The 25,806-nt window shown below is 39.6% G+C and carries 26 protein-coding genes; 9 read left to right on the forward strand and 17 right to left on the reverse strand.

The genetic code is table 11. The annotated features are described in order from the left end of the window. Nucleotides 1-29 precede the first annotated feature (29 nt). The 9 genes from pepT to queG form a co-directional block, all read right to left on the reverse strand. Entirely contained in the window at nucleotides 30-1,253 is a 1,224-nt protein-coding gene (gene pepT / locus RDY04_RS05250; RefSeq protein ID WP_303950965.1) for a peptidase T, read from the reverse strand. Between the two features lie 206 nt (nucleotides 1,254-1,459). After that, nucleotides 1,460-2,017 carry a signal peptidase I gene (lepB, locus tag RDY04_RS05255; RefSeq protein WP_303950968.1) on the reverse strand — a complete coding sequence of 186 codons (558 nt, stop codon included), beginning with the start codon at nucleotides 2,015-2,017 and terminating at the stop codon, nucleotides 1,460-1,462. A 121-nt stretch (nucleotides 2,018-2,138) separates the two neighbouring features. Beyond that, on the reverse strand, nucleotides 2,139-3,368 hold the full coding sequence (locus RDY04_RS05260; RefSeq protein WP_303950970.1) for a tetratricopeptide repeat protein: 1,230 nt from the start codon (nucleotides 3,366-3,368) through the stop codon (nucleotides 2,139-2,141). Further along, nucleotides 3,358-4,536, reverse strand: a complete 1,179-nt coding sequence (locus RDY04_RS05265; RefSeq protein WP_303950972.1) for an AI-2E family transporter — start codon at nucleotides 4,534-4,536, stop codon at nucleotides 3,358-3,360. Before RDY04_RS05265 ends, RDY04_RS05260 begins: the two co-directional genes overlap by 11 nt. Before the next feature lie 9 nt (nucleotides 4,537-4,545). Beyond that, nucleotides 4,546-5,028 (reverse strand): 8-oxo-dGTP diphosphatase, encoded by a 483-nt coding sequence (locus RDY04_RS05270; protein ID WP_303950973.1) that lies wholly within the window; start codon nucleotides 5,026-5,028, stop codon nucleotides 4,546-4,548. Nucleotides 5,029-5,193: 165 nt separating this feature from the next. Then, the gene (gene ftsX / locus RDY04_RS05275) at nucleotides 5,194-6,123 is read right to left on the reverse strand and encodes a permease-like cell division protein FtsX (RefSeq protein WP_295494878.1); all 930 of its coding nucleotides are present in this window, start codon (nucleotides 6,121-6,123) and stop codon (nucleotides 5,194-5,196) included. Next, nucleotides 6,116-6,808, reverse strand: coding sequence for a cell division ATP-binding protein FtsE (ftsE, locus tag RDY04_RS05280; RefSeq protein WP_295494876.1), 693 nt, complete (start codon nucleotides 6,806-6,808; stop codon nucleotides 6,116-6,118). Before ftsE ends, ftsX begins: the two co-directional genes overlap by 8 nt. An 87-nt stretch (nucleotides 6,809-6,895) precedes the next feature. Then, nucleotides 6,896-7,994 (reverse strand): peptide chain release factor 2 gene (prfB, locus tag RDY04_RS05285; RefSeq protein ID WP_096833329.1). Its coding sequence is split into 2 segments (ribosomal slippage): nucleotides 6,896-7,921 and nucleotides 7,923-7,994, totalling 1,098 coding nucleotides; the frame shifts between segments, so codons are not numbered across the junction. A gap of 52 nt (nucleotides 7,995-8,046) precedes the next feature. Then, nucleotides 8,047-9,165 carry a tRNA epoxyqueuosine(34) reductase QueG gene (gene queG, locus RDY04_RS05290; RefSeq protein WP_303950979.1) on the reverse strand — a complete coding sequence of 373 codons (1,119 nt, stop codon included), beginning with the start codon at nucleotides 9,163-9,165 and terminating at the stop codon, nucleotides 8,047-8,049. A 93-nt stretch (nucleotides 9,166-9,258) separates the two neighbouring features. On the opposite strand from queG, the gene RDY04_RS05295 reads away from it, so the two are divergent. Further along, complete coding sequence (locus RDY04_RS05295) at nucleotides 9,259-10,116, forward strand: metallophosphoesterase (RefSeq protein WP_303950981.1); 858 nt, start codon at nucleotides 9,259-9,261, stop codon at nucleotides 10,114-10,116. A gap of 25 nt (nucleotides 10,117-10,141) precedes the next feature. Here RDY04_RS05295 and RDY04_RS05300 read toward each other — a convergent pair whose 3' ends face one another. The 4 genes from RDY04_RS05300 to RDY04_RS05315 form a co-directional block, all read right to left on the reverse strand. Further along, nucleotides 10,142-10,888: an NADPH-dependent oxidoreductase gene (locus RDY04_RS05300; RefSeq protein WP_003097054.1), complete on the reverse strand. Its 747-nt coding sequence runs from the start codon at nucleotides 10,886-10,888 to the stop codon at nucleotides 10,142-10,144. A 109-nt stretch (nucleotides 10,889-10,997) separates the two neighbouring features. After that, nucleotides 10,998-13,682, reverse strand: coding sequence for a cation-translocating P-type ATPase (locus RDY04_RS05305; RefSeq protein WP_303950984.1), 2,685 nt, complete (start codon nucleotides 13,680-13,682; stop codon nucleotides 10,998-11,000). A 264-nt stretch (nucleotides 13,683-13,946) separates the two neighbouring features. Continuing rightward, nucleotides 13,947-14,333, reverse strand: a complete 387-nt coding sequence (locus RDY04_RS05310; RefSeq protein ID WP_303950987.1) for a DUF1934 domain-containing protein — start codon at nucleotides 14,331-14,333, stop codon at nucleotides 13,947-13,949. A 74-nt stretch (nucleotides 14,334-14,407) separates the two neighbouring features. Then, nucleotides 14,408-15,268, reverse strand: coding sequence for a GNAT family N-acetyltransferase (locus tag RDY04_RS05315; protein ID WP_303950990.1), 861 nt, complete (start codon nucleotides 15,266-15,268; stop codon nucleotides 14,408-14,410). Between the two features lie 178 nt (nucleotides 15,269-15,446). Between RDY04_RS05315 and yidA the strand changes: the two genes are divergently transcribed. Next, on the forward strand, nucleotides 15,447-16,256 hold the full coding sequence (gene yidA / locus RDY04_RS05320; RefSeq protein ID WP_002885000.1) for a sugar-phosphatase: 810 nt from the start codon (nucleotides 15,447-15,449) through the stop codon (nucleotides 16,254-16,256). A 1-nt stretch (nucleotide 16,257) separates the two neighbouring features. Next, entirely contained in the window at nucleotides 16,258-17,472 is a 1,215-nt protein-coding gene (locus tag RDY04_RS05325) for an aminoacyltransferase (RefSeq protein WP_303950993.1), read from the forward strand. A gap of 51 nt (nucleotides 17,473-17,523) precedes the next feature. Here the strand turns inward: RDY04_RS05325 and RDY04_RS05330 are convergent, their stop codons facing one another. From RDY04_RS05330 to yycF, 4 genes are read right to left on the reverse strand one after another with little or no spacing between them, the layout of a single operon-like run. Continuing rightward, on the reverse strand, nucleotides 17,524-17,883 hold the full coding sequence (locus tag RDY04_RS05330) for a YbaN family protein (protein ID WP_303950996.1): 360 nt from the start codon (nucleotides 17,881-17,883) through the stop codon (nucleotides 17,524-17,526). 58 nt (nucleotides 17,884-17,941) lie between these two features. Continuing rightward, nucleotides 17,942-18,754, reverse strand: coding sequence for an MBL fold metallo-hydrolase (locus RDY04_RS05335; protein WP_295494848.1), 813 nt, complete (start codon nucleotides 18,752-18,754; stop codon nucleotides 17,942-17,944). Between the two features lie 5 nt (nucleotides 18,755-18,759). Continuing rightward, on the reverse strand, nucleotides 18,760-20,100 hold the full coding sequence (gene vicK, locus RDY04_RS05340; RefSeq protein ID WP_303950999.1) for a cell wall metabolism sensor histidine kinase VicK: 1,341 nt from the start codon (nucleotides 20,098-20,100) through the stop codon (nucleotides 18,760-18,762). Further along, complete coding sequence (yycF, locus tag RDY04_RS05345; RefSeq protein WP_003093060.1) at nucleotides 20,093-20,800, reverse strand: response regulator YycF; 708 nt, start codon at nucleotides 20,798-20,800, stop codon at nucleotides 20,093-20,095. Before yycF ends, vicK begins: the two co-directional genes overlap by 8 nt. A gap of 285 nt (nucleotides 20,801-21,085) precedes the next feature. Here yycF and RDY04_RS05350 point away from each other — a divergent pair, with 285 nt between their 5' ends. The 6 genes from RDY04_RS05350 to RDY04_RS05375 all read left to right on the forward strand — a co-directional run. Beyond that, nucleotides 21,086-21,853, forward strand: coding sequence for an amino acid ABC transporter ATP-binding protein (locus RDY04_RS05350; protein WP_002885036.1), 768 nt, complete (start codon nucleotides 21,086-21,088; stop codon nucleotides 21,851-21,853). Nucleotides 21,854-21,862: 9 nt separating this feature from the next. Further along, complete coding sequence (locus tag RDY04_RS05355; protein WP_303951002.1) at nucleotides 21,863-22,696, forward strand: transporter substrate-binding domain-containing protein; 834 nt, start codon at nucleotides 21,863-21,865, stop codon at nucleotides 22,694-22,696. A gap of 17 nt (nucleotides 22,697-22,713) precedes the next feature. Continuing rightward, nucleotides 22,714-23,412, forward strand: coding sequence for an amino acid ABC transporter permease (locus RDY04_RS05360; protein WP_002886251.1), 699 nt, complete (start codon nucleotides 22,714-22,716; stop codon nucleotides 23,410-23,412). A gap of 11 nt (nucleotides 23,413-23,423) precedes the next feature. Beyond that, nucleotides 23,424-24,074, forward strand: coding sequence for an amino acid ABC transporter permease (locus RDY04_RS05365; protein WP_002886253.1), 651 nt, complete (start codon nucleotides 23,424-23,426; stop codon nucleotides 24,072-24,074). 188 nt (nucleotides 24,075-24,262) lie between these two features. After that, entirely contained in the window at nucleotides 24,263-25,030 is a 768-nt protein-coding gene (locus RDY04_RS05370) for an amino acid ABC transporter ATP-binding protein (protein WP_002885036.1), read from the forward strand. A 10-nt stretch (nucleotides 25,031-25,040) separates the two neighbouring features. Then, nucleotides 25,041-25,806 (forward strand): transporter substrate-binding domain-containing protein (locus RDY04_RS05375; protein WP_303951005.1); only part of this gene is annotated, 766 nt, incomplete at its 3' end.

Raw genomic sequence — 25,806 nt, forward strand, 5'->3', positions numbered from 1 at the left:
ACCATAAAATCAGTTTTTAGCAAGCACAATTAGGGGTTACTGACAATTCCAAGAATAACATCTACAGCTTTTTCCATTGTTTGTAAAGAAACGTACTCATAACGACCATGCATATTTTCACCACCTGCAAAAAGGTTTGGCGTTGGAATTCCCATGAAAGATATCTTTGAACCATCAGTTCCACCACGAATTGGCTCAATGACTGGAACAATTCCTAGATCCTCCATAACCTCCTTAGCCAATTCAACAGGCATCATATCTTTTTCAATGACTTGACGCATGTTATAATATTGATCTTTGATCACCAAATCAACTCGCGTTTGACCGTAGGCTTGATTCATTTTATCGGCAATTTCTTGGAAAGTTGCTTTTCGATTTTCAAAAGACTCTGTCTCAAAATCACGAATGATATATGATGAATTTGCTCCTTCAACAGTACCTGTCATTGTTTGAAGATGGTTGAAACCTTGATAACCATCCGTCAGCTCTGGACGTTCTTCTGCTGGTAACTGATTATGAAAATCAATTGCCAATTGCAAAGCATTGACCATCTGACCTTTTGCTGTTCCAGGGTGGACATTACGGCCATGAAAGGTCAGCTCTGCACCCGCGGCAGAGAAGGTTTCATACTGTAATTCACCCAATGGACCACCGTCAACTGTGTAGGCAAAATCAACATCAAAATCATCAACATCAAATTTATCTGCGCCAATTCCAATTTCTTCATCGGGACCAAAGCCTACACGAATCTCACAATGTTTGATTTCAGGATGAGCCTTCAAATAAGCCAAAGCCGTCATTATCTCAGCAATACCAGACTTATCATCAGCACCAAGAAGAGTGGTGCCATCTGTCGTAATAAGTGTCTGACCAATGTAATTCTGGAGATTTGGAAAATCAGCTGGGTCTAGGTTATAACCTGAACTTCCAAGGGGAATGATGCCTCCATCATAGGATTCAATAACTTGGGGTGATACTCCTTCTGCATTAAAATCTGCAGTATCCATATGAGAGATGAAACCAATCTTACGTGTTAATTGGTCATCGTTGGCCGGCAGGGTAGCCACTAGGTAACCATTACTTTCCAAATAATGGATGTTACTTAAACCGAGTTCTTCTAATTCTGGTTTTAAATCCTTCAAGGCAAAATCCACCTGGCTTTGTGTTGTTGGCGTTCTTGTTGCATTTTCATCACTACGTGTATTGATTTTGACGTAACGTAAAAAACGCTCTAAGAGTAAATCGTAAGGCATAAGCACTCCTTTTATTGTATTTACTATTTATCTCAATTATAGCATAAAAACCTATCATATTGATGGGTTGACCGTATGACTGAAACTTTAGTTTCTTTTTCGTAATAAGCCTTAGTCCCCATCACAATTTCATTTCTAAAGACAATACCATTAAAAAAGCTAGAAACTTATCAAAAGTTCCTAGCTTTTTTAGTAGTATTGAAATATTAATCGACATCAACGAAACCAAAACGTGATAGAGGATACAATCTGAAAGAGATAACACCTTTAATTTGGTCCTTTTCAATAAGACCAAACTTACGACTATCATCTGTATTACGACGGTTATCGTTCAACACGAGGTATTGACCTTTTTCAATCTTAGTTTGTTTATTATCTGTCAATGTTGCAATGGAAAAATCATCAGTAAAGAAATTCCCAGGTGACACTGTCGCCAAATAAGCTGATTTATCCTTGCTAATATAGGCTTCGTCAACTGACTTATCATTGACATAAAGGAAATCATCCATAGCTGTCACGCTCTTGCCCTCACCAGCAATAACACGTCCAATATATTCCTTGCCATTAACTGTATAAAGAATAAAATCTTTTATCTGAGGTTCAACGTTTTTATTGAAAGTGACATAATCACCAGCATGAATATAATCATTAGCTTGACCTTCAGTCACACGGTGTGTTGAAAAGACAAAAGCTCTCAACAACAAAATTACTACAATGGCAAGAACTGCTATGATAATATTTCGAATTAAATCTCTCTTAACCATACTTACTCCTTATGGGTTCTAATAAAATTATAACATAAATAGAGAAATAAAAAAAGAGGAAGTGAGCAAGCTCAATGTCTCTCTCCCTCTCTTAAAAGCAATAATTAAAGCCTTTCGCAGCTTAATAATCCTCAAGAAATGTTTGCATATTGACATCATCTGGAACTAAGGCAAGGTATTTTTCTGCTGTCGCACGCGCTTGATCTCTGTAACCAAATTCACGCAGGATATATGCATAATCATGGAGAAATTCAGGATTTTCAGATAAATCTTTAGACAAATCTTGATAGATTTGAAAGGCTTCTTCTTCATCATCAAGTGCTTGGTAGGCCTTGGCAAAGTTCCAACGAGCCAAAACAGAATCAACTTCGTAATTGGCTAAAGCTACCAGTTCCTCGTAACGTTCTTCTTCCAAATAGAGAGTACTTAAACGTAAGACAATCTCATCTTGGTCCTCAGCCAATGGCAAGGCTTGCTTCAAATAAGATTCAGCAGATTGAGTATCATGCAACTCGTAGGATAACTGTGACGCTAACAAAAGTAATTGAACATCAAAGGCATTTTTTGAAATCCCTTGTTGTGCTATACGTAAGGCTTCTTCGGTTTTATGCTCTGCATGTAACGACAAGGCGTAAACATACTCATAACCTTCGAAGTCTGAAGACATGGTTTCTATCTGCTTAAAGTAAAAATTAGCTTTTTGATACTCTTCTTGATCATAGAGCAAAGTGGCTAATTCAAAAGCAATGGTATCATCGTACTCAATTTCAATAGCTTTTTCCAAAAATTCACGAGCAGCTTCAAATTTACCAAGACTGGCATAAGCCTTACCAATGCGTTCATATGTAGAAACGCCAGTCATTTCCAAGAGGTCACGATTATCTAATTTAGCATAGTATTGAATAGCTTGTTCAAAATTTCCAAGTTCAAATTCCATCTCAGCCAAACCAAAAATAATCAATGAGTCATCTGATAGTTGACTTGCCTCCAACAACTTATCACGTGCTACATCCGTTAATCCCTCCATTTGGTAGAGGTCTGCCTTTACAATTAAAGCGGACAAATAGTCGTCAGAGTCTTCAGGTATGGCATCCAAATAAAGAAAGGCCTCTTCAATATCGCCATCTTCGGCTGCAATTTGTGCTAGATTGACATTAACCTCTGGAAAATCAAAACGAACTTTTTCGTAAATTTCCTGTGCCTGTGGTAAGAAACCAATAGACTCTAAGTATTGACCCAACTCAACAAGAACCTCTTCTGGGTCTTCTCGTAAAGCTTTTTTAAAATATTTGTCAGCGTGGTCTAAATCTTGGTTTCCAATAGAGGCAACCATTTTTTCACTATTTAACATCGTCTTTTTGTCCTTCATTTTCTAGATCATCTTGATAAAGATTACTTACAGAACGGTACCAATCAAAAATCTCTCTAATAACAACCTTGACAGAGGCATAGATTGGAATCCCTAATAGGACACCCCACACACCGTACAGAGATCCTGCTGTCAAGAGAATAAACATAATGGTGATAGGGTGAATGCTTAGTTTATTTCCCAAAACGAGTGGAGAAACAAAACGTCCTTCAATAGTTTGCTCTATGACAAAAATAATGAGGACCTTGATCAGCATAGCAGGTCCTTGTACCAATCCCATGATTACAACTGGTACCATAGCAAGAAAGCTTCCTAGATAAGGAACCATATTTAGAAAACCTGCCATAATACCAAAAGTCATACCATATCGAAGACCTACAATCTTAAACATAATACAGAACATAATGGCAACGACAATAGCGACTGTAACCTGGCCTTGAACATACCCTTCAAGCTGACTATTGATATCTGAAAGCATACGAACAGTTGTTTCACGAAAGCGAGTTGGTAAAGCTGAGACAAAGCTTTGTTTCATCTTTTGGCTATCTCTTAAAAGGTAGAACAGAATGAAGGGTGCCAAAATGATAGCTACTGTTACCCTTGCTACTGTGCTCGCAAAAGTTCCAACCCATGTCAAAGCCGATGAAGAAAAGTTCTCAGCATAGTTGACCATTCTCGCTGAGAAATCACTAAGCATGGACTCTAGATCACCGTGAAAGTTAGAAAGAATAGGAAGATTAATCCAACGTTCCGTCTCACTATTAGCACGTGCAATATATGATGGTGCATTTCTTATCAAAATCAAAATTTGATTTTGTAAGCTAGGAATGGCCGTCGAAATTCCCCAGACCAAGAGCAAACCAAGGATAGCGTAGATGACCAAGATAGACATAGTTCGACTTAGTCCAGTTCTTTCTACAAGTAGTACCAAAGGTTTTATTAAATAATAAAGGAGCATGGAAATAACCAGTGGCAACATAATAATGGTCATAAACTGGATGACGGGTGAAAAAATAGGACTAATCTTGGTGAAAATCAAAACCGTCAAACCAATCAAAAGTAAGATGAAAAAGGCTACAACAGCCTGATTATTCAATACCCACTTAAAAAACCATGTTTCTGAAAAATGTTCTGTTTTTTTGCGATTCATAGTTCCTCCCTATTTATCATAAAAAGTGACACTCTTGTCTACTAAGTTTTGGTTACTATCATAGACAAATTTTGCAGAGAAGAAAGATCTATCTTCAAGGATCCACTTGAAAATCTCGTAGTCACCTTCCCAAGTTGGTTTAGATAAGACCTCATCATATGGCACCCATTCAAGCGTTCCTTCACGAGACTCCTCATCTGAGATGAGTTCTCCTTCAAAACCAGTTACCTTAAAAACATAGGTATACCAATCGTGGCCCGGAGTGAATTCTGGAAAGGTAATCATCCCTTTAAAATCCATCTCAGTCACTGTAAAATGGGTTTCCTCGAGAATTTCACGACGAGCACATTCGTCAGGCGTTTCTCCCGCTTCTAGTTTTCCCCCAACAGAAATCCACTTTCCTTCATGAACATCATTAGGTTTTTTATTACGATGTAGGAGCAAAAGCTCCTTTCCATTGTCAATATAACAAATGGTAGCTAACTTTGTCATAATGCATCTCTTTTCCAATGTTTTTAAATATTATACCAAATATGGGATTGGATTTGGGCTTTGAGCAAACGATTTTGAGATGATTTTGAGATATAGTTGAAAATCTGCTTTTCTCAATCTTATGACAAACAAAAAGAGAACCAGATTGGTTCTCCTTTAATCTCTTTAGTATTTCAAATAACGGCGCATTGCCATACGTGACCCAATCGAACCGATAATGATACCGACTGCAAAGAGAGTTCCGATAACTGCATAGACAAACCACTCTGGATCATACATCGAAATACCACCTTTAACGAAATCAGGGTTCAAAGATGAGTAAACCATGTGATACAAAAGATAAATGAGTCCTGAAGGAATGATAGCACCAAGCGCACCAATCCAAGCACCCTCCATCAAGTAGGGACGACGAATATATGAATTCTTGGCACCTACCAAACGCATGATTTGAATTTCAGTCGCACGTGACATAATGGTAATACGGATGGTATTTGAAATCAATAGGACAGCCACAATCGTTAAAAGAGCTGTGGCAATGATTCCCCAAAATTGAACACGTTTCATAGTAGACATCAGAATTTCGGTATCTGACCCACCAAAGTTAGCATTATCAACGCCCTGAATGGCTTTAGCTTCCTTAGCAACTCGACTGACATCATCTGGTGATTTCGTTTGAACGATGTAAACATCAGATAGTGGGTTAGCATCCCCAGTCGCTGTCTCGAAACTTGACCCCATTGTTTCAATGAGTTGTTTCTTTTGTTCTTCTTTGCTAGAGAAGGTAACCTTATCTACACCTTTGATTTTGGTCAAAGCATCATAAATCTTATGGTAGTCTTTATTAGCAACAATCTGTCCAGAAAGTTCCTTGACCGTTTTCGAGGCATCTGATGAATCTGGATTCAAGTAAACATTGACCTGAATGTTCTTTTCAATATCTGAAGCCAATTTCTGTGTATTTAAGATAACAGAGCCAAAGACACCTAAAAGTGAAAGAACAATCATTACCGAAAATACTGCCGTAAGTGTTGACAACAAATTACGTTTGAGATTCTTAATCGATTCTCCTAAATGGCGGAAAAAGCGTCTAATCATGGTAACCGTACTCTCCTTCCTCTTCATCACGAACAATACGTCCTTCCTCAATCGCTACAACACGATGACGAAGGTTATTAACGATAGTTGAGTTATGGGTTGCCATTATAATGGTAGTCCCTTGCAAGTTAATACGTTCAAGGACCTGCATAATTTCCCAAGAAATCTCTGGGTCCAAGTTCCCTGTTGGTTCATCCGCAATCAAAACTTTTGGATTATTTACAATAGCACGCGCAATAGCAACACGCTGTTGCTCACCACCAGACAACTGATTTGGGAACGAACGCATCTTGTGTTTAAGACCAACTAACTCGAGTACTTCTGCCACTCGTTTCTTGATATGACGAGGTTTCTCACCAATAACTTCCATGGCATAAGCAACATTTTCAAAAGCTGTTTTCTTTGGAAGGAGTTTATAATCCTGGAAAACAACTCCAAGGGAACGTCTCAAGAGTGGAACATCTTTCTTACGAAGTCGGGTTAAATCAAACTCTCCAACCTTCATAGAACCACTCGTTAATTTTTCTTCTTGGTAGAACAAGCGAATTAAACTTGATTTACCAGCACCAGAAGGGCCGACTAAGTAAACAAACTCACCAGAGTTAACAGACAAATCAATGTGTCTAAGGGCTGTCGTTGACTTATCATACTTTTTAGTAACATCTTTTAATTCAATAAGAGCCATAATGTCAGTATTCAACTACTAAAGTAGCTGAACGCCTTCCTTTCATTAAGATAAAGTATATAAATACTTAAAAATAGTATGTTATTACTATTCTTCCATACGCCACTTGAGGTAGGCATCGATGAAGCCTTCAATATCCCCATCCATTACCTTATCAACCTGGGCAACTTCGTAGCCTGTACGGTGATCTTTAACCATGGTATATGGCGTGAAAACGTATGAGCGAATTTGACTTCCCCAAGTGATTTCTTTCTTATCACCTTTCAAAGCATTCACTTCTTCTGCTTTCTTTTCTTGCTCCATTTGATAGAGTTTAGCTTGAAGCATCTTCATCGCACGGTCGCGGTTTCCATATTGTGTACGGTCAACCGTTGAAGCAACAACAATACCAGTTGGAATATGGGTCAAACGCACACCAGTTGAAACCTTGTTGACGTTCTGACCACCAGCACCACCTGAACGGAATGTATCCATCTTGATATCATCATCACGAATCTCAACTTCAATGGTATCATCTAATTCAGGCATAACTTCCACAGATGTGAATGAGGTATGACGACGTTTGGCAGAGTCAAATGGTGAAATACGAACCAAACGGTGGACACCCATTTCTGACTTGAGGAAACCATAAGCATTAGGTCCTTCAAAAGCAAGGGTTACAGATTTGATTCCAGCCTCATCACCAGCCTGATAATCCAAAGTCTCAACCTTGAACCCTTTGGCATTTCCATAACGTTGGTACATACGGAGCAACATATCAGCCCAGTCCTGAGCTTCTGTACCACCAGAGCCTGGGTGAATTTCCAGAATGGCATTGTTATGGTCATATGGTTCAGACAAGAGCAGTGTCATCTCGTAACTTGTCATAATCTTATCAAGTTTTTCAAGTGTTTCTTCGAGTTCTTCTTGAACACTATCATCTTCTTCCAACATTTCTAAATAAAGCTCTGTTTCGTCAGAGAGTTCTTGCATATTGTTGAAAGTTTCGTATTTCATTTTGAGCTCATTTAACTCTTGTGAAGTCTTTTGAGCTGCAATATTATCATTCCAAAAATCTGGCTCAGTCATTCGGTTTTCAAGGAGCGCAATGTCCTCTTCCAAACGATCTAAGTCAAAGAGACCTCCCGAAGCTCACGAGCTTCTCTTGATTTTCAGAGATTTTTTGGCGAATTTCTGCCACTTCCATGGATAGGTTTCCTCCATTTTATAGTATTATGCTTAATTCTAGCATAAATCACTTAAATTTGCCATTTTGCACACACAAGCTCCCACTCGGCTTGGGATTCTTCATCATTAGGTGACAGTTCCCTCATATAGTCTAACATAGCCTCATCGGGTTTCTTAACAATCTCACCGAGAGCCCAAATGGCAGTCGCCGTATGGATGGGATTATTATTCTTATCAATTATCTCCATCAGTTTGACAATAGCATTACGGTCATGTAAGTTGGCCAAGGCAATAATGGCATTACGTTGAAGAATATTCTTCCCTCGCCATGAACCGGCAATCATTCCAAATTTCTCCTTGAAAGATTTGTTGGTCAGCTCAAGAAATGGAAGCAATTCGGGCATGGCAAGCTCAGGATCTATATCTGAAGCCAAAGGATTGTCGATACCTCTGTTATATGGACAGGAAATCTGACAAATGTCACAGCCATAGATAACAGTCTTTATCTTCTTTCGAAACTCCATATCCATCATCCCCTTATCTTGGGTCTGGAAGGATAGGCAACGACGGGCATTCATAGTCCCATCGCCAATGAGACAAGACGTCGGACAGGCATCCAGACAACGACGACAATCCCCACATCCATAGTCTACTTCATGATCAGGTTCTATCTCTAGATTAGTGATAAGCTCACCGAGATACATGTAGGAGCCGTATTCTTTTGAAATCACTAGTCCATTCTTTCCGATAAAGCCTATTCCAGCTCGCTTGGCCACTGCTGTATCGACCAAGGCTCCAGTATCCACCATACCTTTATATTCGAAGTTTTCCGTCAGTTTTTCAATACCTTCTGCCAGACGTTTTAGTTTGTCCTGCAAAACATAGTGATAATCTATCCCCCACGAATTTGGAGTGATTTTGCCACGCTTAAATTCTGTTTTTTGGGGTTGTTGCGGCAACTTATGCGGATAGGCAACAGCAATGGAAATGATGGTTTTAGCTGATTCCAAGGTTAACTTAGGATAAATACGCTCTTCAATATTTTTATGTTCAAACCCTGTCGTTCGCCCCTCTTCAACCCCAAGTCGAAGTGATTTCTCCAGATAGGCAAAATCATCGGCGGTTGTAAAACCAATTTTTGAAATGCCAATCTCCTTGGCCATCTTTTGTATTTCTAACTTGATATCCATATTCTTATCATAATGAAAATATAGTCCAAGGGCAAGTATTTTCCACCATCTTCATTTACAGACAAGCCTTAACCTTTTTGTTACAATGTTCCTATGACAAGACTTGCAGTAATGAGTGATTTACATATTGATTTGAATCACTTTGAAACATATGAAATCGATACTCTAATAAAGTGCCTAAAAGATCAAGAGGTTAGCCACCTCCATATCGCTGGTGATATTTCTAACCATTATTATATCGACACGAAACCTTTCCTACGAAAACTGTCTAAGGCGGTCAAGGTTAGCTATAATTTAGGCAATCATGATATGCTTGATTTAGAGGATGACCTTATTGATAATCTGGATTTTCAGGTGACAAATTTAGGTAGTAAGACATTATTGGCTTTTCATGGGTGGTATGACTATTCCTATTCAGATGAAACATTAGATAAGATTCTTAAACGTAAGAAACAACTTTGGTTCGACCGTCGACTTATGCGTTTAGGTACTGATCCGGAAATCTGTCAAAGGAGTCTCAAGAAGCTAGATAATATTCTAAATGATTTAGACACGAATAACCTTATAGTTGCCATGCATTTTGTTCCTCACAGTCGCTTTACCATGACGCATGAACGTTTTGCACCGTTTAATGCCTACTTAGGCTCGGAAGAATTCCACCAGATTTTCGTCAAGCATGGCGTTAAAGATGCTGTTTTTGGTCATGCCCACCGCAGTTATGGGACGGTAACTATTGACGGTATAACCTATCACTCACGACCTCTTGGATACCGACGAGAATGGGATTTAACCATCGACTTTGTTTCCAATCACCCTGAACTCAATCCTACTGGAACGTGGAACCTCTCCAAACGTTATAATCTGGTCAAGAAACGACCAGAGTTTTTAGAGTATGAAAAAAAGGAACTGGCAAATGAGTTCCTTTCATCAATGACATTGTTCAATTTATAGAACGGCTCTCATGAGAGTCGTTTTTTTAGTCGGTGAAAAATCCCTGCTTTTGAAGGTCCTTCAAAGTATTCGCACGATTGGCAACGGATTTATCCATTGTCGTTGCAATCTGAGTCGTAAATTCATCAACCCTATTATTGAGATCGCGAAGGTCATAATACTCATGGACTTCAGCATCGTAATCTTTTAGCTCCTCCAAGGGATTTTCTAAATCCTGATAATAATTTTCCATATGGATGACGTGACGTGGCAAACGAGGTTTAAGCTGTGGTTCCTGATCTGGCCAACCAACTGCTAAACCCACTGCTGGATAGACATACTTTGGAAGTTTGAGAAGCTCTGAAAGTTTGGCATTATCATTTAAAATACTCCCCAAATAAACTGTTCCCATACCTAAACTCTCAGCAGCTACTACCACATTTTGAGCAGCAATCATTGCATCCGAGAAGGCTGAGATAAAGCGTTCGGGACTACCTTGCACCAAGGCTTCAGCACCTTTTGCCTCTGCAATCAAAGTATTACGTCTTTGGTCCACAACAAATACAAATAGGTGCCCAGCATTTGGAATATAAGGCTGATTGGCAATTTCAGCAATTTCTTCCTTCAATTTTTGATCAGTAATACTGATAATCGAATAGGATTGTCTAAAATTACTCGTTGATGTATGGCGAGCAACATCAACAAGAAGGTTAACCTCTTCTTGTGTCAAAGTCACAGGTTTAAACTGACGAATACTGCGGTGATTGAGTTGTGTTTTAATGGTTTCATTCATAGCCTTCTCCTTAACTTATGATTAGTTCCTTTCAATTATAAACAAGACCCCTCCTGAATTCAAGATGTGATAAGAAAAAGCCAGAGACCATTATCTCTGACTTTATGTCTTAAATAGCGTCTTTATCCTTACCAAGGGCACGTTGAATAGCTTTGACTAATTCAACCGAAACCACAATCAAGAATGAACCTACAATAACAGCAAGCCATTGTGTCAGACTAAGGTGTGATACATGGAAGAGATTATTAAACCCAGGAACTACGATAGTTGCCATCAAAAGAACAAAGGCTACTGGAATTGCCCAGTTGAAAGTCTTGTTTCTAAAGAGACCAACTTTAAAGACTGATTGATAAACAGATTTAACGTTAAAGGCATGGAGCAACTGGATTAATCCAAGGGTAGCAAAGGCCATTGTAAGGGCATCCGCATGAATTTCTGCTTGCGTATGATGCTCTGGAAAGGCAAGACCCCAACCATATACTGCCAGAACAAGGATAGTTTGGAAAACACCTTGATACATAATCGCTCCGAAGACACCACCATCAAAGAAGTTTGATTGGCGACCACGAGGTTTGTGAGTCATAATACCTGGTTCAGCTGGTTCAACCCCAAGAGCGATGGCTGGAAGGGTATCAGTTACTAAGTTAATCCAGAGAAGATGCACCGGTTGAAGCACATCCCATCCAAATAATGTAGCAAAGAAGATAATAAAGACTTCGGCCATGTTGGCTGACAAAAGGTATTGGATTGATTTTTGAATATTTGAGAAGACCTTACGTCCTTCTTCTACTGCAACGATGATTGTCGCAAAATTATCATCGGCAAGAACCATATCTGAAGCTCCCTTAGAAACCTCTGTACCTGTAATTCCCATACCGATACCGATATCAGCTGTCTTAAGTGAAGGCGCATCATTAACCCCATCACCTGTCATGGCAACAACCTTGCCATCATTTTGCCACGCCTTAACAATACGAACCTTGTGTTCAGGAGACACACGCGCATAAACAGAGTACTGTTTGAAAACTTTTTGGAACTCTTCATCAGAAAGCTCATTAAGCTCAGCTCCAGTAAAGACATGATCTTCCGTATCATTTGGATCAATGATACCGAGACGCTTAGCGATTGCTTCCGCTGTATCTTGGTGATCACCTGTAATCATAATTGGACGGATTCCCGCTTCTTTAGCGACACGAACAGCTTCTGCTGCTTCAGGACGTTCTGGGTCAATCATCCCTACCAAACCAGAGAAAATCAAATCAGATTCAACAACTTCAGATTCCAAAGTAGGAATTTCACTCGTTGTCTTATAAGCCATCATCAAGACACGGAGAGCTTGTTTGGCCAAGTCTTTATTAGTTGCAAGGATAGCTTTCTTGTCTTCATCCGTGATAGAACGAACCTCACCATTGATTTCAATTTGAGTCACACGTTTGAGCAATTGGTCAGGTGCACCTTTAACAGCAACAAAGTATGTACCATCCGCTTCTTTGTGGATAGTAGACATGAGCTTACGGTCGGAGTCAAATGGCAATTCTGCCACACGAGGCTCTGATTTCAAGACGTCACGCACATCAAAATTGTTGTCCAAACCAAATTGAACAAGAGCTGTTTCCGTTGGGTCCCCGATTAGTTTACCATCTGGATCTACCTTAGTATCATTGGCAAAGTTCATAATACGAAGGGTCGTATTTTCGGCACCAAGTTCCGTAGAAGCGTTTTGCAATTGACCGTTTGTATAGACTTTTTCAACAGTCATTTGGTTCATGGTTAAGGTACCAGTCTTATCAGATGCGATAATTTCTGTTGAACCAAGGGTTTCAACGGCTGGCAATTTACGAACAATCGAATTGCGTTTAGCAAGAGTTGTTGTTCCAAGTGACAGGAGAATGGTTACAATGGCAGGCAAACCTTCAGGAATGGCTGCAACGGCAAGCGCAACGGCAACCATCAAGCCTTCAAGAGGCTGTTCACCACGAATGAAGACACTAACCAAGAATGTCACCAAGGCAATAGCGACAATCAGATAAGTCAAGGTCTTAGACAATTGCTCCAAGCTTTGTTTCAGTGGTGTTTGTGATTCGTCCGCATTAGCCAGCATATCGGCAATCTTACCGACCTCAGTATACATACCAGTATTGGTTACAACTCCAGTACCACGACCATAAGTAACGTTAGAGTTTTGGTAACCCATATTCACACGGTCACCAATACCTGCATCAGCTGCAACCGTTTCAGTAATATCCTTTTCAACTGGAACGGATTCACCTGTAAGGGCTGCTTCTTCAATCTTAAGTGAGGCAGCTTCGAGCAAGCGCATATCCGCAGGAACAACATCACCTGCTTCAAGCAAGACGATGTCTCCAGGAACCAATTCGCGTGAATCAATTTCAACGACATGGCCATCACGGAGCACACGAGCCCTAGGACTAGACATGTTTTTGAGAGCTTCAATAGCCGCTTCTGCTTGCCCTTCTTGATACACACCAAAGGCAGCATTCAAAACAACAACGGCTAAAATAATGCAGGCATCCGTCAAACCATGCATACCTTCTGTAATAACAGAAAGGGCGGCAGCGACAAGCAAGATGATGATCATCAAATCTTTAAACTGATCAATGAATTTTGACAAGAGGCTGCGTTTTTCACCTTCATCCAACTCGTTATAGCCATAGGCATCTAAACGTTCCTTGGCTTGTGCAGTGGACAAACCATCAACAGAAGTGTCCAAGTTTTTTAGGACTTCTTCCTCTCCTTGTGTGTAAAACAAGGCTTTATTTTGTTCTTTAGACAAAATAATTTCCTCCTTCTCTATAGGGAAAAATGGCTAACAAGACTCTTTTTATATAAAAAATCATACAAAAAGAGACTTGTTTAATTAAAAACAAGTCTCGCTGTTTAAGAATATGCCGGAAATATAAAATTTCGTAATGACGACATAATCGCAACTGTTAATCAAATCTCATGATTACAGTCACCTGCTACTCCCTTATTTGTACTAAACATTTTATCATAAATTATTCGTTATTCAAGCAAAATGATTCTATTTTTTCAAAAATTAAAACCAAGAGACTTCTAATTCATAATCAGCAAAAACGTCTTCTGTTTCTGGATGTTTCAATTGATAATGAATATCAACTGTCTGTCCATTTGGGTCATGGGCAAATAAACTAGTGTCTGTCAGAAAATGCTGAGTACCAAGCGGTGTCGGAATGTGGACCAAGGCAGGTACTTTAGCAGAAAAACGCATGATGGATTTAGGATTAGAAAAGCGTGTCATTACTAGCTCATCCTGATTCAACTTAATAACCACTTTTTCTTTCTCGGAATTATGATGAACAAGATAGGTATAACCCCCTTTTTCCATAACCTCACAAGTGTGGATTTCTTCGATAATTTCCGTTTGATCGCCTACTTTAATTTTGTTTTTGATTTTAATTTCCATTAATTACTCCTTTTGTTACTATACCTATTTTGACAACTCTAATGCGATACTGACAGCAATCTCAAAAAAAGTCATTAAATCTGTTCCAAGTAAACCACTTGGGTTTGTTTGACAAAGCCGATTTTTTCATACAAACGTTTTGCTCCAATATTGTCATCTTCCACTGCAATTTGGAAGGACTTATCATTTTGTGCAATGAATTGATTTACGACTGATTTAGCCAGATAGCTACCATAGCCTTGGCCACGATAGGCTTCTGCTACGACAAGTCCATAAAGGTAGTTGCTGTTCCCAGATAAATCAACCGTACAAACTCCAATTACTTGACCTTCTTTGAGTAGAATGTAAAGCAGGCCATCAGAGTCCTTCAGTGCCTCTGTAATGTATCTGCGACTTACTTCAATTTTTTCCGCATCAGAAAAGGCTTGGTGGTGAAGTTGAGTAATTTCTTCAAGATAAGAGGGTTCTGCTAAGAGCACCTTAACATCTGAACGGGACTCCAAAACATATGGTGTCCTATCTCTCCCTAACCAGGTTTCCGTTTCTTCATTCTCAATCAAACCCCAATGACTTGCCAAATCAGGATGATGATCGAGAAAAACACGCTCCGTCTGAAAGGTCACTGAGCGAATAGGGTAAGATGCCGTTTCTTCTTTGAAACTCTTAAACAAGGCACGTGCAATGCCCTTACGACGATGATTGGGATGAACTAGGATACTCAGTTCAACATCCTCATCATCCGCATAGACCGTTAATAAGCCAAGTAACTCTCCCTCTTGATAACAGAGGAAAAAAGCCGGCATATCGGGATCAAAATTAAGCATATTGGAGAGATAAGGTTCTCGAAAGGTTTGATCATGGGCTTGGCAGCTAGCAATCAATGCTTTTGCTTCCTTACGTTCTTTATCGGTCAGTTGATTGGTAAATCGAATCACTCTTGTCTCTCCTTTATTAGTCTGACCTTATTTTACCAATTAAAAAGCATTTGGGCAATTCTTACCTAATCTACTTCTTTAAAGAGACAATAATACTTTTATCAGGAAGAACTATGACAAAGCACCTAAATTTTAGTAAAATAGAAGGGAAACTAACTAAACGAAACAGGTAATTATTATGTCTATTAAACTTATTGCTGTTGATATTGATGGAACGCTTCTAAATAGCCAACGTCAAGTTACACCGGAAGTCTTTCAAGCGATTCAAGATGCTAAAGCTGCTGGGGTAAAGGTCGTTATTGCGACTGGTCGCCCTATTCCAGGAGTACTTCCACTTCTTGAAGAGCTTAACCTCAACCAAGACGGAGACTATGTTATCACTTTTAATGGTGGTCTTGTCCAAGAAACTTCTACTGGTAATGAATTGATTCGTGAGACACTCTCATACGAAGACTACCTTGATATTGAGGTTTTGGCTAACAAGCTTGGTGTTCATTCTCACGCTATTACTAAAGATGGTATCTACACAAGTAATCGCAACATTGGACGCTATACAGTTCATGAGTCTACACTTGTTCATATGCCAATTTACTATCGTACACCTGAAGAGGTAGCTGACAAGGAATTCGTTAAGGCCATGTATATCGATGAACCTGAAATTCTTGATGCAGCCATTGCCAAGCTTCCACAGGAATTTTATGACCGCTTTACCATTGTAAAATCAACACCATTTTATCTAGAAATTCTCAAGAAAACAGCCAACAAAGGTATCGCTGTAACCCATCTTGCTGAAAAACTCGGTCTTTCAAAAGAAGAAACAATGGCTATCGGTGATGAAGAAAATGACCGTGCTATGCTTGAAGTCGTTGGCTCTCCTGTTGTTATGGAAAATGGAAATCCAGAATTGAAGAAAATTGCGAAGCACATCACAAAATCAAATGATGAATCTGGTGTCGCTTACGCTATTAGAAAGTGGGTTCTAGAATAATATGTATACCTATAAAACTGGACTCAGTACTTCTGAGCATGATCGCTTTGTGATTGATAGTCCTCAAACCAACTTATTACAAAGTAGCTCATGGGCAAAAATCAAGGATAGTTGGGGCAATGACCGCCTAGGTTTCTATCAAGATGGTAATCTCGTTGCTGTCGCTAGTGTCCTTATTCAGCCACTTCCTCTTGGCTTTTCTATGATTTATATCCCTCGTGGACCTATTATGGACTATCAAAATAAAGAATTGCTCGCCTTTGTTATGGCTTCACTAAAAAAATATGCCAAAACAAAGCGTACCCTCTTTGTGAAATTTGACCCAAGTCTCTTTGTGACTAAAAACTTGATTTCACAAGAAGCTGAAATCCGTAAAGAGACTATGGCAATTGCCAAAGACATCCAAGCTCTTGGCGTTGAATGGACAGGCCTCACTGAAGATATGGCTGAGAATATCCAACCTCGCTTCCAAGCTAATATCCACAAGGAAGATTTCACTGAAGAACAACTCTCTAAAAGTACCAAGCAGGCTGTTCGTACTGCTCGAAACAAGGGGATTTCAGTCCAATTTGGTGGTACTGAACTTCTTGAACAATTCGCATCTTTGATGAAGAAGACAGAGGCCCGTAAGAACATCCACCTTCGTGGTATTGATTATTATGAAAAGTTATTGACTACTTACCCAGAATCTTCTTACATCACACTCTCAACTCTTGATTTACCAGCTCGGCTCAAAGACCTCAACAAGCAACTCGAAAAGAACATTGCTGATGCAGCCAAATTCACTGAAAAAACTAAACCAGGAAAAATCGAGAACAATAAACAAGAGCACAAAAGACTTAAAGAAGAAATTGACTTTCTTCAAGAAAAAGTTGATGCTGGAAATAAGACGGTCCCACTCTCTAGTACACTCGTTCTTGAATTTGGCAAGACGTCTGAGAATATCTATGCAGGAATGGATGAAGACTACCGTCGTTATCAACCGGCTATCCTGACATGGTATGAAACAGCTAATCACGCTTTTGAGCGTGGTGCTGAGTGGCAAAACATGGGAGGAATTGAAAATTCACTTGATGGTGGCTTGTATAATTTCAAGTCCAAATTTAACCCACGTATTGAACAATTCATTGGAGAATTCAACCTTCCAGTGAGTCCTTTATATGGATTGGCCAATTTTGCCTATAAAGTCCGTAAGAAATTACGGAGCAAACATTAATAATATATAAAATGAGACTCCATCTTGGAAGTCTCATTTTTTGATGATAACTTAGTCTTTATCAGGAATAACCTTAAATAAATAATAGGTGATGAAGACCGTCAGGCAAAAGAGTCCGATTTTCACCAAAAAGATAGGTGCAAAAAAGATGGAAATTCCCATCAAAACATAGATTTGGATGAGAATCTTTTTCTTTCGTTCTTTGGCAATTGATTTGGTTTCTCGAAAATCAGCTACATAACTTTGATATAATTTAGTATGATATAACCATTTCTCAAAACGTTTGGAACTTCTAGCAAAGCAAGCAATGGCTAAAAGTAGAAAAGGTGTTGTGGGTAAGATAGGAAGAGGAATCCCAAGAATTCCCAAACCGAGCGAGACAAACCCTAACGAGAGATAAATTACTTTCATAAATACATTCCTTTTAAAAAGCTGCACTAAAGGCATTAGTGCAGCTCTTCTGCTATTTTTAAATGTCTGTCAGTGGAGTCGCTGTGTCTGGTGAGGTATCATAAACTTTAAAGTCTGTTCCAACACCAAAGTCAGCACGTGCCAACTGATTTTCCATCGTCATGTGGGCCAACTCCTTGATATTATTTTCTTTGGAAAGGTGACCCAAGTAGATCTTTTTAGTTTTATTACCGATGGTACGAATCATAGCATCCGCTCCATCTTCATTACACAAGTGACCTTGATCAGAGAGGATACGTTGCTTAGTTGACCAAGGATAAGAACCTGCCCTAAGGATTTCAATATCATGATTGGACTCAATCAGATAACCATCAGCATTTTCAATAATACCTGCCATGCGATCAGAAACATAACCCGTATCCGTCAACATGACGAAACTCTTTCCATCTTTCATAAAGCGATAGAACTGTGGATCAATAGCATCGTGACTAACTCCAAAAGACTCAATATCAATGTCTCCAAAGGTTAGAAGCTTATCACGAGAAAAAACATGTTTCTGGCTATTTTCAATCTTGCCAAGCATATTCTTACTATCCATAATTTGCCAGGTTTTCTCATTGGCGTAGATATCCATGCCATATTTACGAGCTAAAACACCTACACCATGGATATGGTCCTTGTGTTCATGTGTTACTAAGATGGCATCAAGATCACTTGGATCACGATCAATCTCTGCTAGCAAACTTGTAATCTTTTTTCCTGATAAACCAGCATCCACTAAAATCTTCTTTTCGGGAGTTTCCAAATAAAAGGAATTCCCGGTTGAGCCTGAAGCCAAAATACTGTATTTAAACCCTAAATCTGAGGTCATTTCTACTACATCTCCCATTCATCAACCATCATGGCATCCTTGTCATATGGAAGCACAATTGTAAAAGTTGACCCCTTACCATACTCACTCTTAGCCCAAATGAAGCCATGATGTTGTTTAACAATTTCTTTTGCAATCGACAAGCCAAGTCCTGTTCCACCTTGAGCACGACTTCTGGCCTTATCAACGCGGTAAAAACGGTCAAAAATCAGAGGTAGATCTTTTTTAGGAATCCCTAAACCTTGGTCGGAAATAGAAACAATCAACTGAGAGTCCGTCGTTTTCATAGATACTGTAATTCGCCCACCATCAGGAGAATACTTGATGGCATTATTAAGTATATTATCTACGACCTGAGTCATCTTATCAGTATCAATCTCCACCCAAATAGAGTTTACTGAGTAATCTCTAATGATTTCATAAAACTTACCTGGGTTAGTTTCTTGACTCTTAATTTGATCAAAACGATTCAAGATATAGGTCATAAAGGCTGTAAAGTTTGTCATTTCGACATCAAGCTGTGTGCTTTTATTGTCAATTCGAGACAATGCCAAGAGGTCAGAAATCATACGCATCATGCGGTTGGTCTCATCTAAAGAAACTTTAATAAAGTTTGGAGCAATCTCTTCGTGAAGAGCACCATCATCAAGCGCTTCAAGATAGGATTTTACTGAAGTCAAAGGTGTCCGCAATTCGTGACTAACATTTGATACGAAGAGACGACGTTCACGCTCTTCTTTTTCCTGTTCAGTGGCATCATGAAGGACGGCTACCAGACCTGAAATAAAACCAGATTCCTTACGAATTAGTGCAAAATTAACACGTAGCGTCACAAATTCATCATTAGCATCTCGACGCGACAGATGGATTTCGGGTGTCTTAGACAACAATTCACTATAAGTATAGGGATTCTCACCATCTAGTAAATCCAAAATCGACATCTGAATCGCACTCTCGCGATCTAAATTCAACAAGCGTTGAGCAGTGCTATTAATCATGGTAATCTGACCACGGCGATTGGTCGCAATAACCCCGTCACTCATGTACGAAAGGACAGATGATAAGCGGTTTTTTTCCTGAGCAAGATTTTCATGTGTCAAACGAAAGACGTCCGACAAATCATTCAAGCAATTTGCTAGCTCTAAAAGCTCTGAATCTCCCTTTATGCGTAATTTTTCATTATAATTACCTGCCATAAGGGACTTGACTCTCTTAGTCAACTTTCGGATATTTTTGGATTGTCGATAATCACGATAAGCTAAAAAAATAAAATAGAAAGCAACAAAGAGGAGCGTAAAGAGTAAGGCTAGTTCAAAGCTTGTAATATTTAAGCCAATGCTAGTCATAATTCTTCATGTAATAGCCGACACCACGACGCGTCAAGATATATTCAGGACGGCTAGGTGTATCTTCAATCTTTTCACGCAGACGACGAATAGTTACGTCCACAGTACGAACATCCCCAAAATAGTCGTAACCCCAAACAGTTTCAAGCAAATGTTCACGCGTCATAACTTGTCCCATATGAGTTGCCAAATGGAAGAGCAACTCAAATTCACGGTGAGTCAACTCAACTTCGTTTCCACGTTTTTTAGCGACAAAGGCATCCGGAACAATAATCAACTCACCAATTGAAATTTCCTGCTTACCAGAGTTAGAGCTCTCTTCTACTGCAGTTTCAATAGTTTCTGTACGACGCAAGTGGGCTTTAATACGTGCCAACAATTCACGGTTAGAAAATGGTTTCGTCACATAGTCGTCTGCTCCAATTTCTAATCCGATAACTTTATCAAACTCACTATCTTTAGCTGAAAGCATAATAATCGGTGTGTGGCTCGTTTTGCGGATTTCCTTGGCTACTTCCAAGCCATCCAGTTCAGGCAACATCAAGTCCAGGATAACCAAGTCTGGTTTTTCAGCTTCAAATTGTTCTAAAGCTTCTCGACCATCAAAGGCCGTAACCACTTCATAACCCTCCTTAGTAAGGTTAAACTTGATAATATCCGATATTGGTCTTTCATCATCAACAACTAGAATTTTTTTCATATAAACACCTCATCGGTTTTCTTAAGTCATTCAATTTAGTAAAGACAAAAACTTTACGTATCAAAGGTATTATACCAAAAAATAGGTCAAGGACCAAGTTTCTACTATAGTTATTGAGCTGATAGACAAGCTTTCTTTGTTTTTTGAGATAGCTTTGCTATGTGTAATCGTTTAAAAGACGAACACTATGATTGAATTTTCAAACATTTTTGACATTTTACTATATCTATAGTAAAATACACTCTTGTTGTTACATATATTAATGTAAAATTTTAGGAGGCTCTTATGGCACTTATCGAATTTAAAAATGTCAATAAATATTACGGAGACTATCATGCACTTCGTGACATCAATCTAGAAATTGAAAAAGGACAAGTTGTGGTTCTATTGGGACCTTCTGGGTCTGGGAAATCTACCCTTATCCGTACAATCAACGCCTTGGAATCCATTGACAACGGTACCCTAATCGTTAATGGACATAATGTGACGGAAGCTTCTGCCAAAGATTTGGTAGAATTGCGTAAGGAAGCAGGTATGGTTTTCCAACACTTTAACCTCTACCCACACAAAACCGTTCTTGAAAATGTCACTTTGGCACCTATCAAAGTTCTCGGAATCAGTAAGGCAGAAGCTGAAAAGACTGCTGAAAAATTCCTTCGCTACGTTAACATGTGGGACAAGAAAGATTCTTACCCTGGTATGCTTTCTGGTGGGCAAAAACAACGTATCGCTATTGCCCGTGGTCTTGCCATGAATCCTGAGCTCTTGCTCTTTGACGAGCCAACGTCAGCCCTTGACCCAGAGACTATTGGTGACGTGCTTGCGGTTATGCAAAACCTTGCCAAAGGTGGTATGAATATGGTTGTCGTAACCCACGAAATGGGCTTCGCTCGTAGCGTGGCTGACCGTATCATTTTCATGGCTGAAGGTCAAGTCCTTGTAGACACTACGGATGTGGATGGTTTCTTCGACAATCCAACTGAACCTCGTGCAGTTCAATTCCTTTCTAAGATTATCGACCACAACTCTGATCGTGTCCAAGTCGATGCCTAAGGAGGGCTTATGTTAATCAAGAAACTTAGTCGCATTTTAGCTATCTCTGCTTTAGCTTTTGTAGCAGTTCTCCTCTGGAACACTAAAAGTAGTCAGGCAGATGAAAGCAGTAAACTACTCAATAGTGCTGCAATTCAAAAAATTGTCAAAAAAGGAACTCTAAACGTTGGTGTCAAACAGGATGTCCCAAACTTTGGTTACTACTCAGCCAAAACCAATACCTATCAAGGTATGGAAATTGATCTTGCTAAGAAAATCGCCAAAGAACTTAAGGTTAAGGTGAATTTTACAGCCGTTACCCCACAAACTCGTGAAGCCCTTATGGATAACGGGACTATTGACATGCTTATCGCTACTTATACCATTACAGATGAGCGTAAGGCTTCATATGCCATGTCAAATCCATACTACTACGACCAAATCGGCTTCCTTGTTCAAACTAAATCTGGCTACAAGAAACTTTCTGATCTAAACGGTAAAACTATTGGAGTATCTCAAGGGTCATCTGCCAAAGCTGCTGTTGAAGAGTACGCTTCAGCTAATAACCTTAAGTTTGACTACGTTCAACTTGGATCTTATCCTGAGTTAGCCGTATCACTCTATGCTTACCGTATTGACGCCTTTGCTGGTGATAAATCAATCTTGTCAGGTTACGAAAGTGATAAAACCAAGATCCTTGATGAAGGTTTCAAAACACAAGAGTACGGTATCGCTTCAAGCAAGTCTAACCAAGAGCTGATTGATTATACCAACGATTTGATTGCTAAATGGCAAAAAGATGGTAGCCTTCAAAAACTCTACGATAAGTATCACTTGAAACCAGCTAAGGCTGAAGATAAATAGAAAGGAGTCCTGAATTTATGTATCTTTTAACTGAAACGGCTAGTCCTTTCGCTCTTGAACGTTGGGCTGCTTTCTTCGCTAACTTTGGTCAGTTTGCCAAAGGTTTCTTCTATACCCTCGGTATTTCAATCGGTGCCTTGATTGTAGCTCTTCTTCTTGGACTCATCTTTGGAGCTATGAGCTCTACTCACAACAAGGTCCTCCGTGGCATTTCACGTGTTTATGTCGAAATCTTCCAAAACACACCCTTACTTGTGCAATTCGTGGTTGTCTTCTATGGGATTTCAATATTGACTGATGGTCATGTCATGATCCCAATTTCATTGACAGCTATCCTTTGTGTAGGGGTCTACACAGGAGCTTATATCTCTGAAATTATTCGTACAGGTATCGAGGCAGTTCCTAAAGGTCAAACCGAAGCAGCTTTGTCTCAAGGATTCACCTACGCTGATACTATGCGTATCATCATCTTGCCTCAAGCCGTGCGTACTATCTTGCCACCATTGACCAACCAAGTGGTTAACTTGATTAAAAATACTTCAACAGTTGCCATCATCTCTGGGGCGGATATCATGTTCACGGCTAAGGCTTGGGCTTATGATACCACTAACTATGTGCCGGCCTTTGCTGGGGCTGCTTTCCTCTACTTTATCATGTGTTTCCCTCTAGCTACCTGGGCACGTCGTAAAGAAGAAGAGAATAAGAAAGCTTACTAAGGAGGTCCACTATGTCAGAAGTTTTATCAGCTACTAACCTTAAATTCTTAGCACAAGGGATGTGGACGACCCTTTACTTGTCTTTCTTCATCATCGTGCTATCTACCTTGTTCGGAACAATTCTGGCGGTGATGCGTAACGGAAAGAATCCTATTCTTCGTTGGATCGCTTCCATTTACGTTGAGTTCGTCCGTAACGTTCCTAACTTGCTTTGGATTTTCATTATCTTCTTGGTCTTCCAGCTTAAGTCAACTGCGGCAGGGATTACCTCTTTCACGGTCTTCACTTCAGCTGCCTTGGCGGAAATCATTCGTGGAGGACTGAACTCTATCGACCATGGCCAAACGGAAGCCGGCTTGTCTCAAGGATTTAACAACAAACAAATCTTTATTTACATCATCTTCCCACAGGCTATTCGTAAGATGTTGCCATCTATCATTTCTCAATTCGTAACAGTTATCAAGGATACTTCTTTCCTTTACTCTGTTATCGCCTTACAAGAATTGTTTGGTAAGAGTCAAATTTTGATGGGTGGGTACTACGAACCTAGTCAAATCTTTACCTTATACGGTATTGTGGCTTTAGCTTATTTCGTGGTTAACTTTGCTATTTCTAGCTACTCTCGCTACCTCTCTAAACAATGGGAGCAAGCTAGTGAATAAAACAGAAACTCACCTACGGGTGGGTTTCTTGTTTTGCTCATATTTTTATCAAAAAAATGATTAATTATTTAGTAAAAACCGAACATTTTGAAAGAATATTCGGAATTTTTTGACTTTCGCCTTTACTTATGCTAGAATTTAATACATGTTAGAAAAGCTAACAAGTAAATCCATTATAGGAGGCTCTTATGGCACTTATCGAATTTAAAAATGTCAATAAATATTACGGAGACTATCATGCACTTCGTGACATCAATCTAGAAATTGAAAAAGGACAAGTTGTGGTTCTATTGGGACCTTCTGGGTCTGGGAAATCTACCCTTATCCGTACAATCAACGCCTTGGAATCCATTGACAACGGTACCCTAATCGTTAATGGACATAATGTGACGGAAGCTTCTGCCAAAGATTTGGTAGAATTGCGTAAGGAAGCAGGTATGGTTTTCCAACACTTTAACCTCTACCCACACAAAACCGTTCTTGAAAATGTCACTTTGGCACCTATCAAAGTTCTCGGAATCAGTAAGGCAGAAGCTGAAAAGACTGCTGAAAAATTCCTTCGCTACGTTAACATGTGGGACAAGAAAGATTCTTACCCTGGTATGCTTTCTGGTGGGCAAAAACAACGTATCGCTATTGCCCGTGGTCTTGCCATGAATCCTGAGCTCTTGCTCTTTGACGAGCCAACGTCAGCCCTTGACCCAGAGACTATTGGTGACGTGCTTGCGGTTATGCAAAACCTTGCCAAAGGTGGTATGAATATGGTTGTCGTAACCCACGAAATGGGCTTCGCTCGTAGCGTGGCTGACCGTATCATTTTCATGGCTGAAGGTCAAGTCCTTGTAGACACTACGGATGTGGATGGTTTCTTCGACAATCCAACTGAACCTCGTGCAGTTCAATTCCTTTCTAAGATTATCGACCACAACTCTGATCGTGTCCAAGTCGATGCCTAAGGAGGTGCCTATGATTTTCAAAAAAATCTTACGTTACCTAACAGTCGTAAGCTTGGTGATTGCTAGTGTCTTTCTGCTCTCAAGTCACAAGATTGAGGCAGAACACACTAGCAAACTCCTAGATAGTAAGTCCATTCAAAAAGTCGTTAATCAAGGAACACTTAATGTTGGTGTAAAACAAGACGTTCCTAACTTTGGTTACTATTCTGCTAAGACCAATAGCTACGAAGGTATGGAAGTTGATCTTGCTAAAAAGATTGCTGATGAGTTAAAAGTGAAAGTAAATTACATCCCTGTAACGACGCAAACCCGTGAACCTCTTATGGATAACGGTACTATCGACTTACTCATCGGTACCTACACCATTAATGACGAACGTAAGGCATCTTATGCCATCTCAGATCCTTACTACCATGATCAGATTGGTTTCTTAGTCCTAAAAAATTCAGATATTAATAAAATCTCAGATTTGAATGGTAAGACTATCGGGGTTTCTCAAGGGGCGTCAACTAAGGCTGCCTTACAAGAATATGCCTCAGCCCACAATCTTAAGTTCAACTACGTTCAACTCGGTTCTTTCCCAGAATTGGCTGTATCACTTTACGCTCACCGTGTAAATGCCTTCTCAGTTGATAAATCTATCCTTTCTGGCTATGAAAGCAAGAAGACTAAAACATTGAACGAAGGTTTCAAAACACAAGAGTACGGCATCGCCTCAAGTAAGTCTAACCAAGAGCTGATTGATTATACCAACGATTTGATTGCTAAATGGCAAA

It is taken from the genome of uncultured Streptococcus sp. (assembly GCF_902463925.1).
Classification (GTDB): Bacteria; Bacillota; Bacilli; order Lactobacillales; family Streptococcaceae; genus Streptococcus.

Excerpts from the sequence above, each read along its gene's own strand:
- RDY04_RS05335 (WP_295494848.1), bottom strand. The coding sequence starts at position 18,754 with ATGACCTCAGATTTAGGGTTTAAATACAGTATTTTGGCTTCAGGCTCA.
- RDY04_RS05295 (WP_303950981.1), top strand. The coding sequence starts at position 9,259 with ATGACAAGACTTGCAGTAATGAGTGATTTACATATTGATTTGAATCAC.
- lepB (WP_303950968.1), bottom strand. The coding sequence starts at position 2,017 with ATGGTTAAGAGAGATTTAATTCGAAATATTATCATAGCAGTTCTTGCC.
- yidA (WP_002885000.1), top strand. The coding sequence starts at position 15,447 with ATGTCTATTAAACTTATTGCTGTTGATATTGATGGAACGCTTCTAAAT.
- RDY04_RS05365 (WP_002886253.1), top strand. The coding sequence starts at position 23,424 with ATGTCAGAAGTTTTATCAGCTACTAACCTTAAATTCTTAGCACAAGGG.
- RDY04_RS05310 (WP_303950987.1), bottom strand. The coding sequence starts at position 14,333 with ATGGAAATTAAAATCAAAAACAAAATTAAAGTAGGCGATCAAACGGAA.
- vicK (WP_303950999.1), bottom strand. The coding sequence starts at position 20,100 with ATGACTAGCATTGGCTTAAATATTACAAGCTTTGAACTAGCCTTACTC.
- RDY04_RS05360 (WP_002886251.1), top strand. The coding sequence starts at position 22,714 with ATGTATCTTTTAACTGAAACGGCTAGTCCTTTCGCTCTTGAACGTTGG.
- RDY04_RS05330 (WP_303950996.1), bottom strand. The coding sequence starts at position 17,883 with ATGAAAGTAATTTATCTCTCGTTAGGGTTTGTCTCGCTCGGTTTGGGA.
- RDY04_RS05260 (WP_303950970.1), bottom strand. The coding sequence starts at position 3,368 with ATGTTAAATAGTGAAAAAATGGTTGCCTCTATTGGAAACCAAGATTTA.
- RDY04_RS05265 (WP_303950972.1), bottom strand. The coding sequence starts at position 4,536 with ATGAATCGCAAAAAAACAGAACATTTTTCAGAAACATGGTTTTTTAAG.
- RDY04_RS05355 (WP_303951002.1), top strand. The coding sequence starts at position 21,863 with ATGTTAATCAAGAAACTTAGTCGCATTTTAGCTATCTCTGCTTTAGCT.
- RDY04_RS05325 (WP_303950993.1), top strand. The coding sequence starts at position 16,258 with ATGTATACCTATAAAACTGGACTCAGTACTTCTGAGCATGATCGCTTT.
- ftsX (WP_295494878.1), bottom strand. The coding sequence starts at position 6,123 with ATGATTAGACGCTTTTTCCGCCATTTAGGAGAATCGATTAAGAATCTC.
- yycF (WP_003093060.1), bottom strand. The coding sequence starts at position 20,800 with ATGAAAAAAATTCTAGTTGTTGATGATGAAAGACCAATATCGGATATT.
- ftsE (WP_295494876.1), bottom strand. The coding sequence starts at position 6,808 with ATGGCTCTTATTGAATTAAAAGATGTTACTAAAAAGTATGATAAGTCA.
- RDY04_RS05350 (WP_002885036.1), top strand. The coding sequence starts at position 21,086 with ATGGCACTTATCGAATTTAAAAATGTCAATAAATATTACGGAGACTAT.
- pepT (WP_303950965.1), bottom strand. The coding sequence starts at position 1,253 with ATGCCTTACGATTTACTCTTAGAGCGTTTTTTACGTTACGTCAAAATC.
- RDY04_RS05300 (WP_003097054.1), bottom strand. The coding sequence starts at position 10,888 with ATGAATGAAACCATTAAAACACAACTCAATCACCGCAGTATTCGTCAG.
- queG (WP_303950979.1), bottom strand. The coding sequence starts at position 9,165 with ATGGATATCAAGTTAGAAATACAAAAGATGGCCAAGGAGATTGGCATT.
- RDY04_RS05370 (WP_002885036.1), top strand. The coding sequence starts at position 24,263 with ATGGCACTTATCGAATTTAAAAATGTCAATAAATATTACGGAGACTAT.
- RDY04_RS05270 (WP_303950973.1), bottom strand. The coding sequence starts at position 5,028 with ATGACAAAGTTAGCTACCATTTGTTATATTGACAATGGAAAGGAGCTT.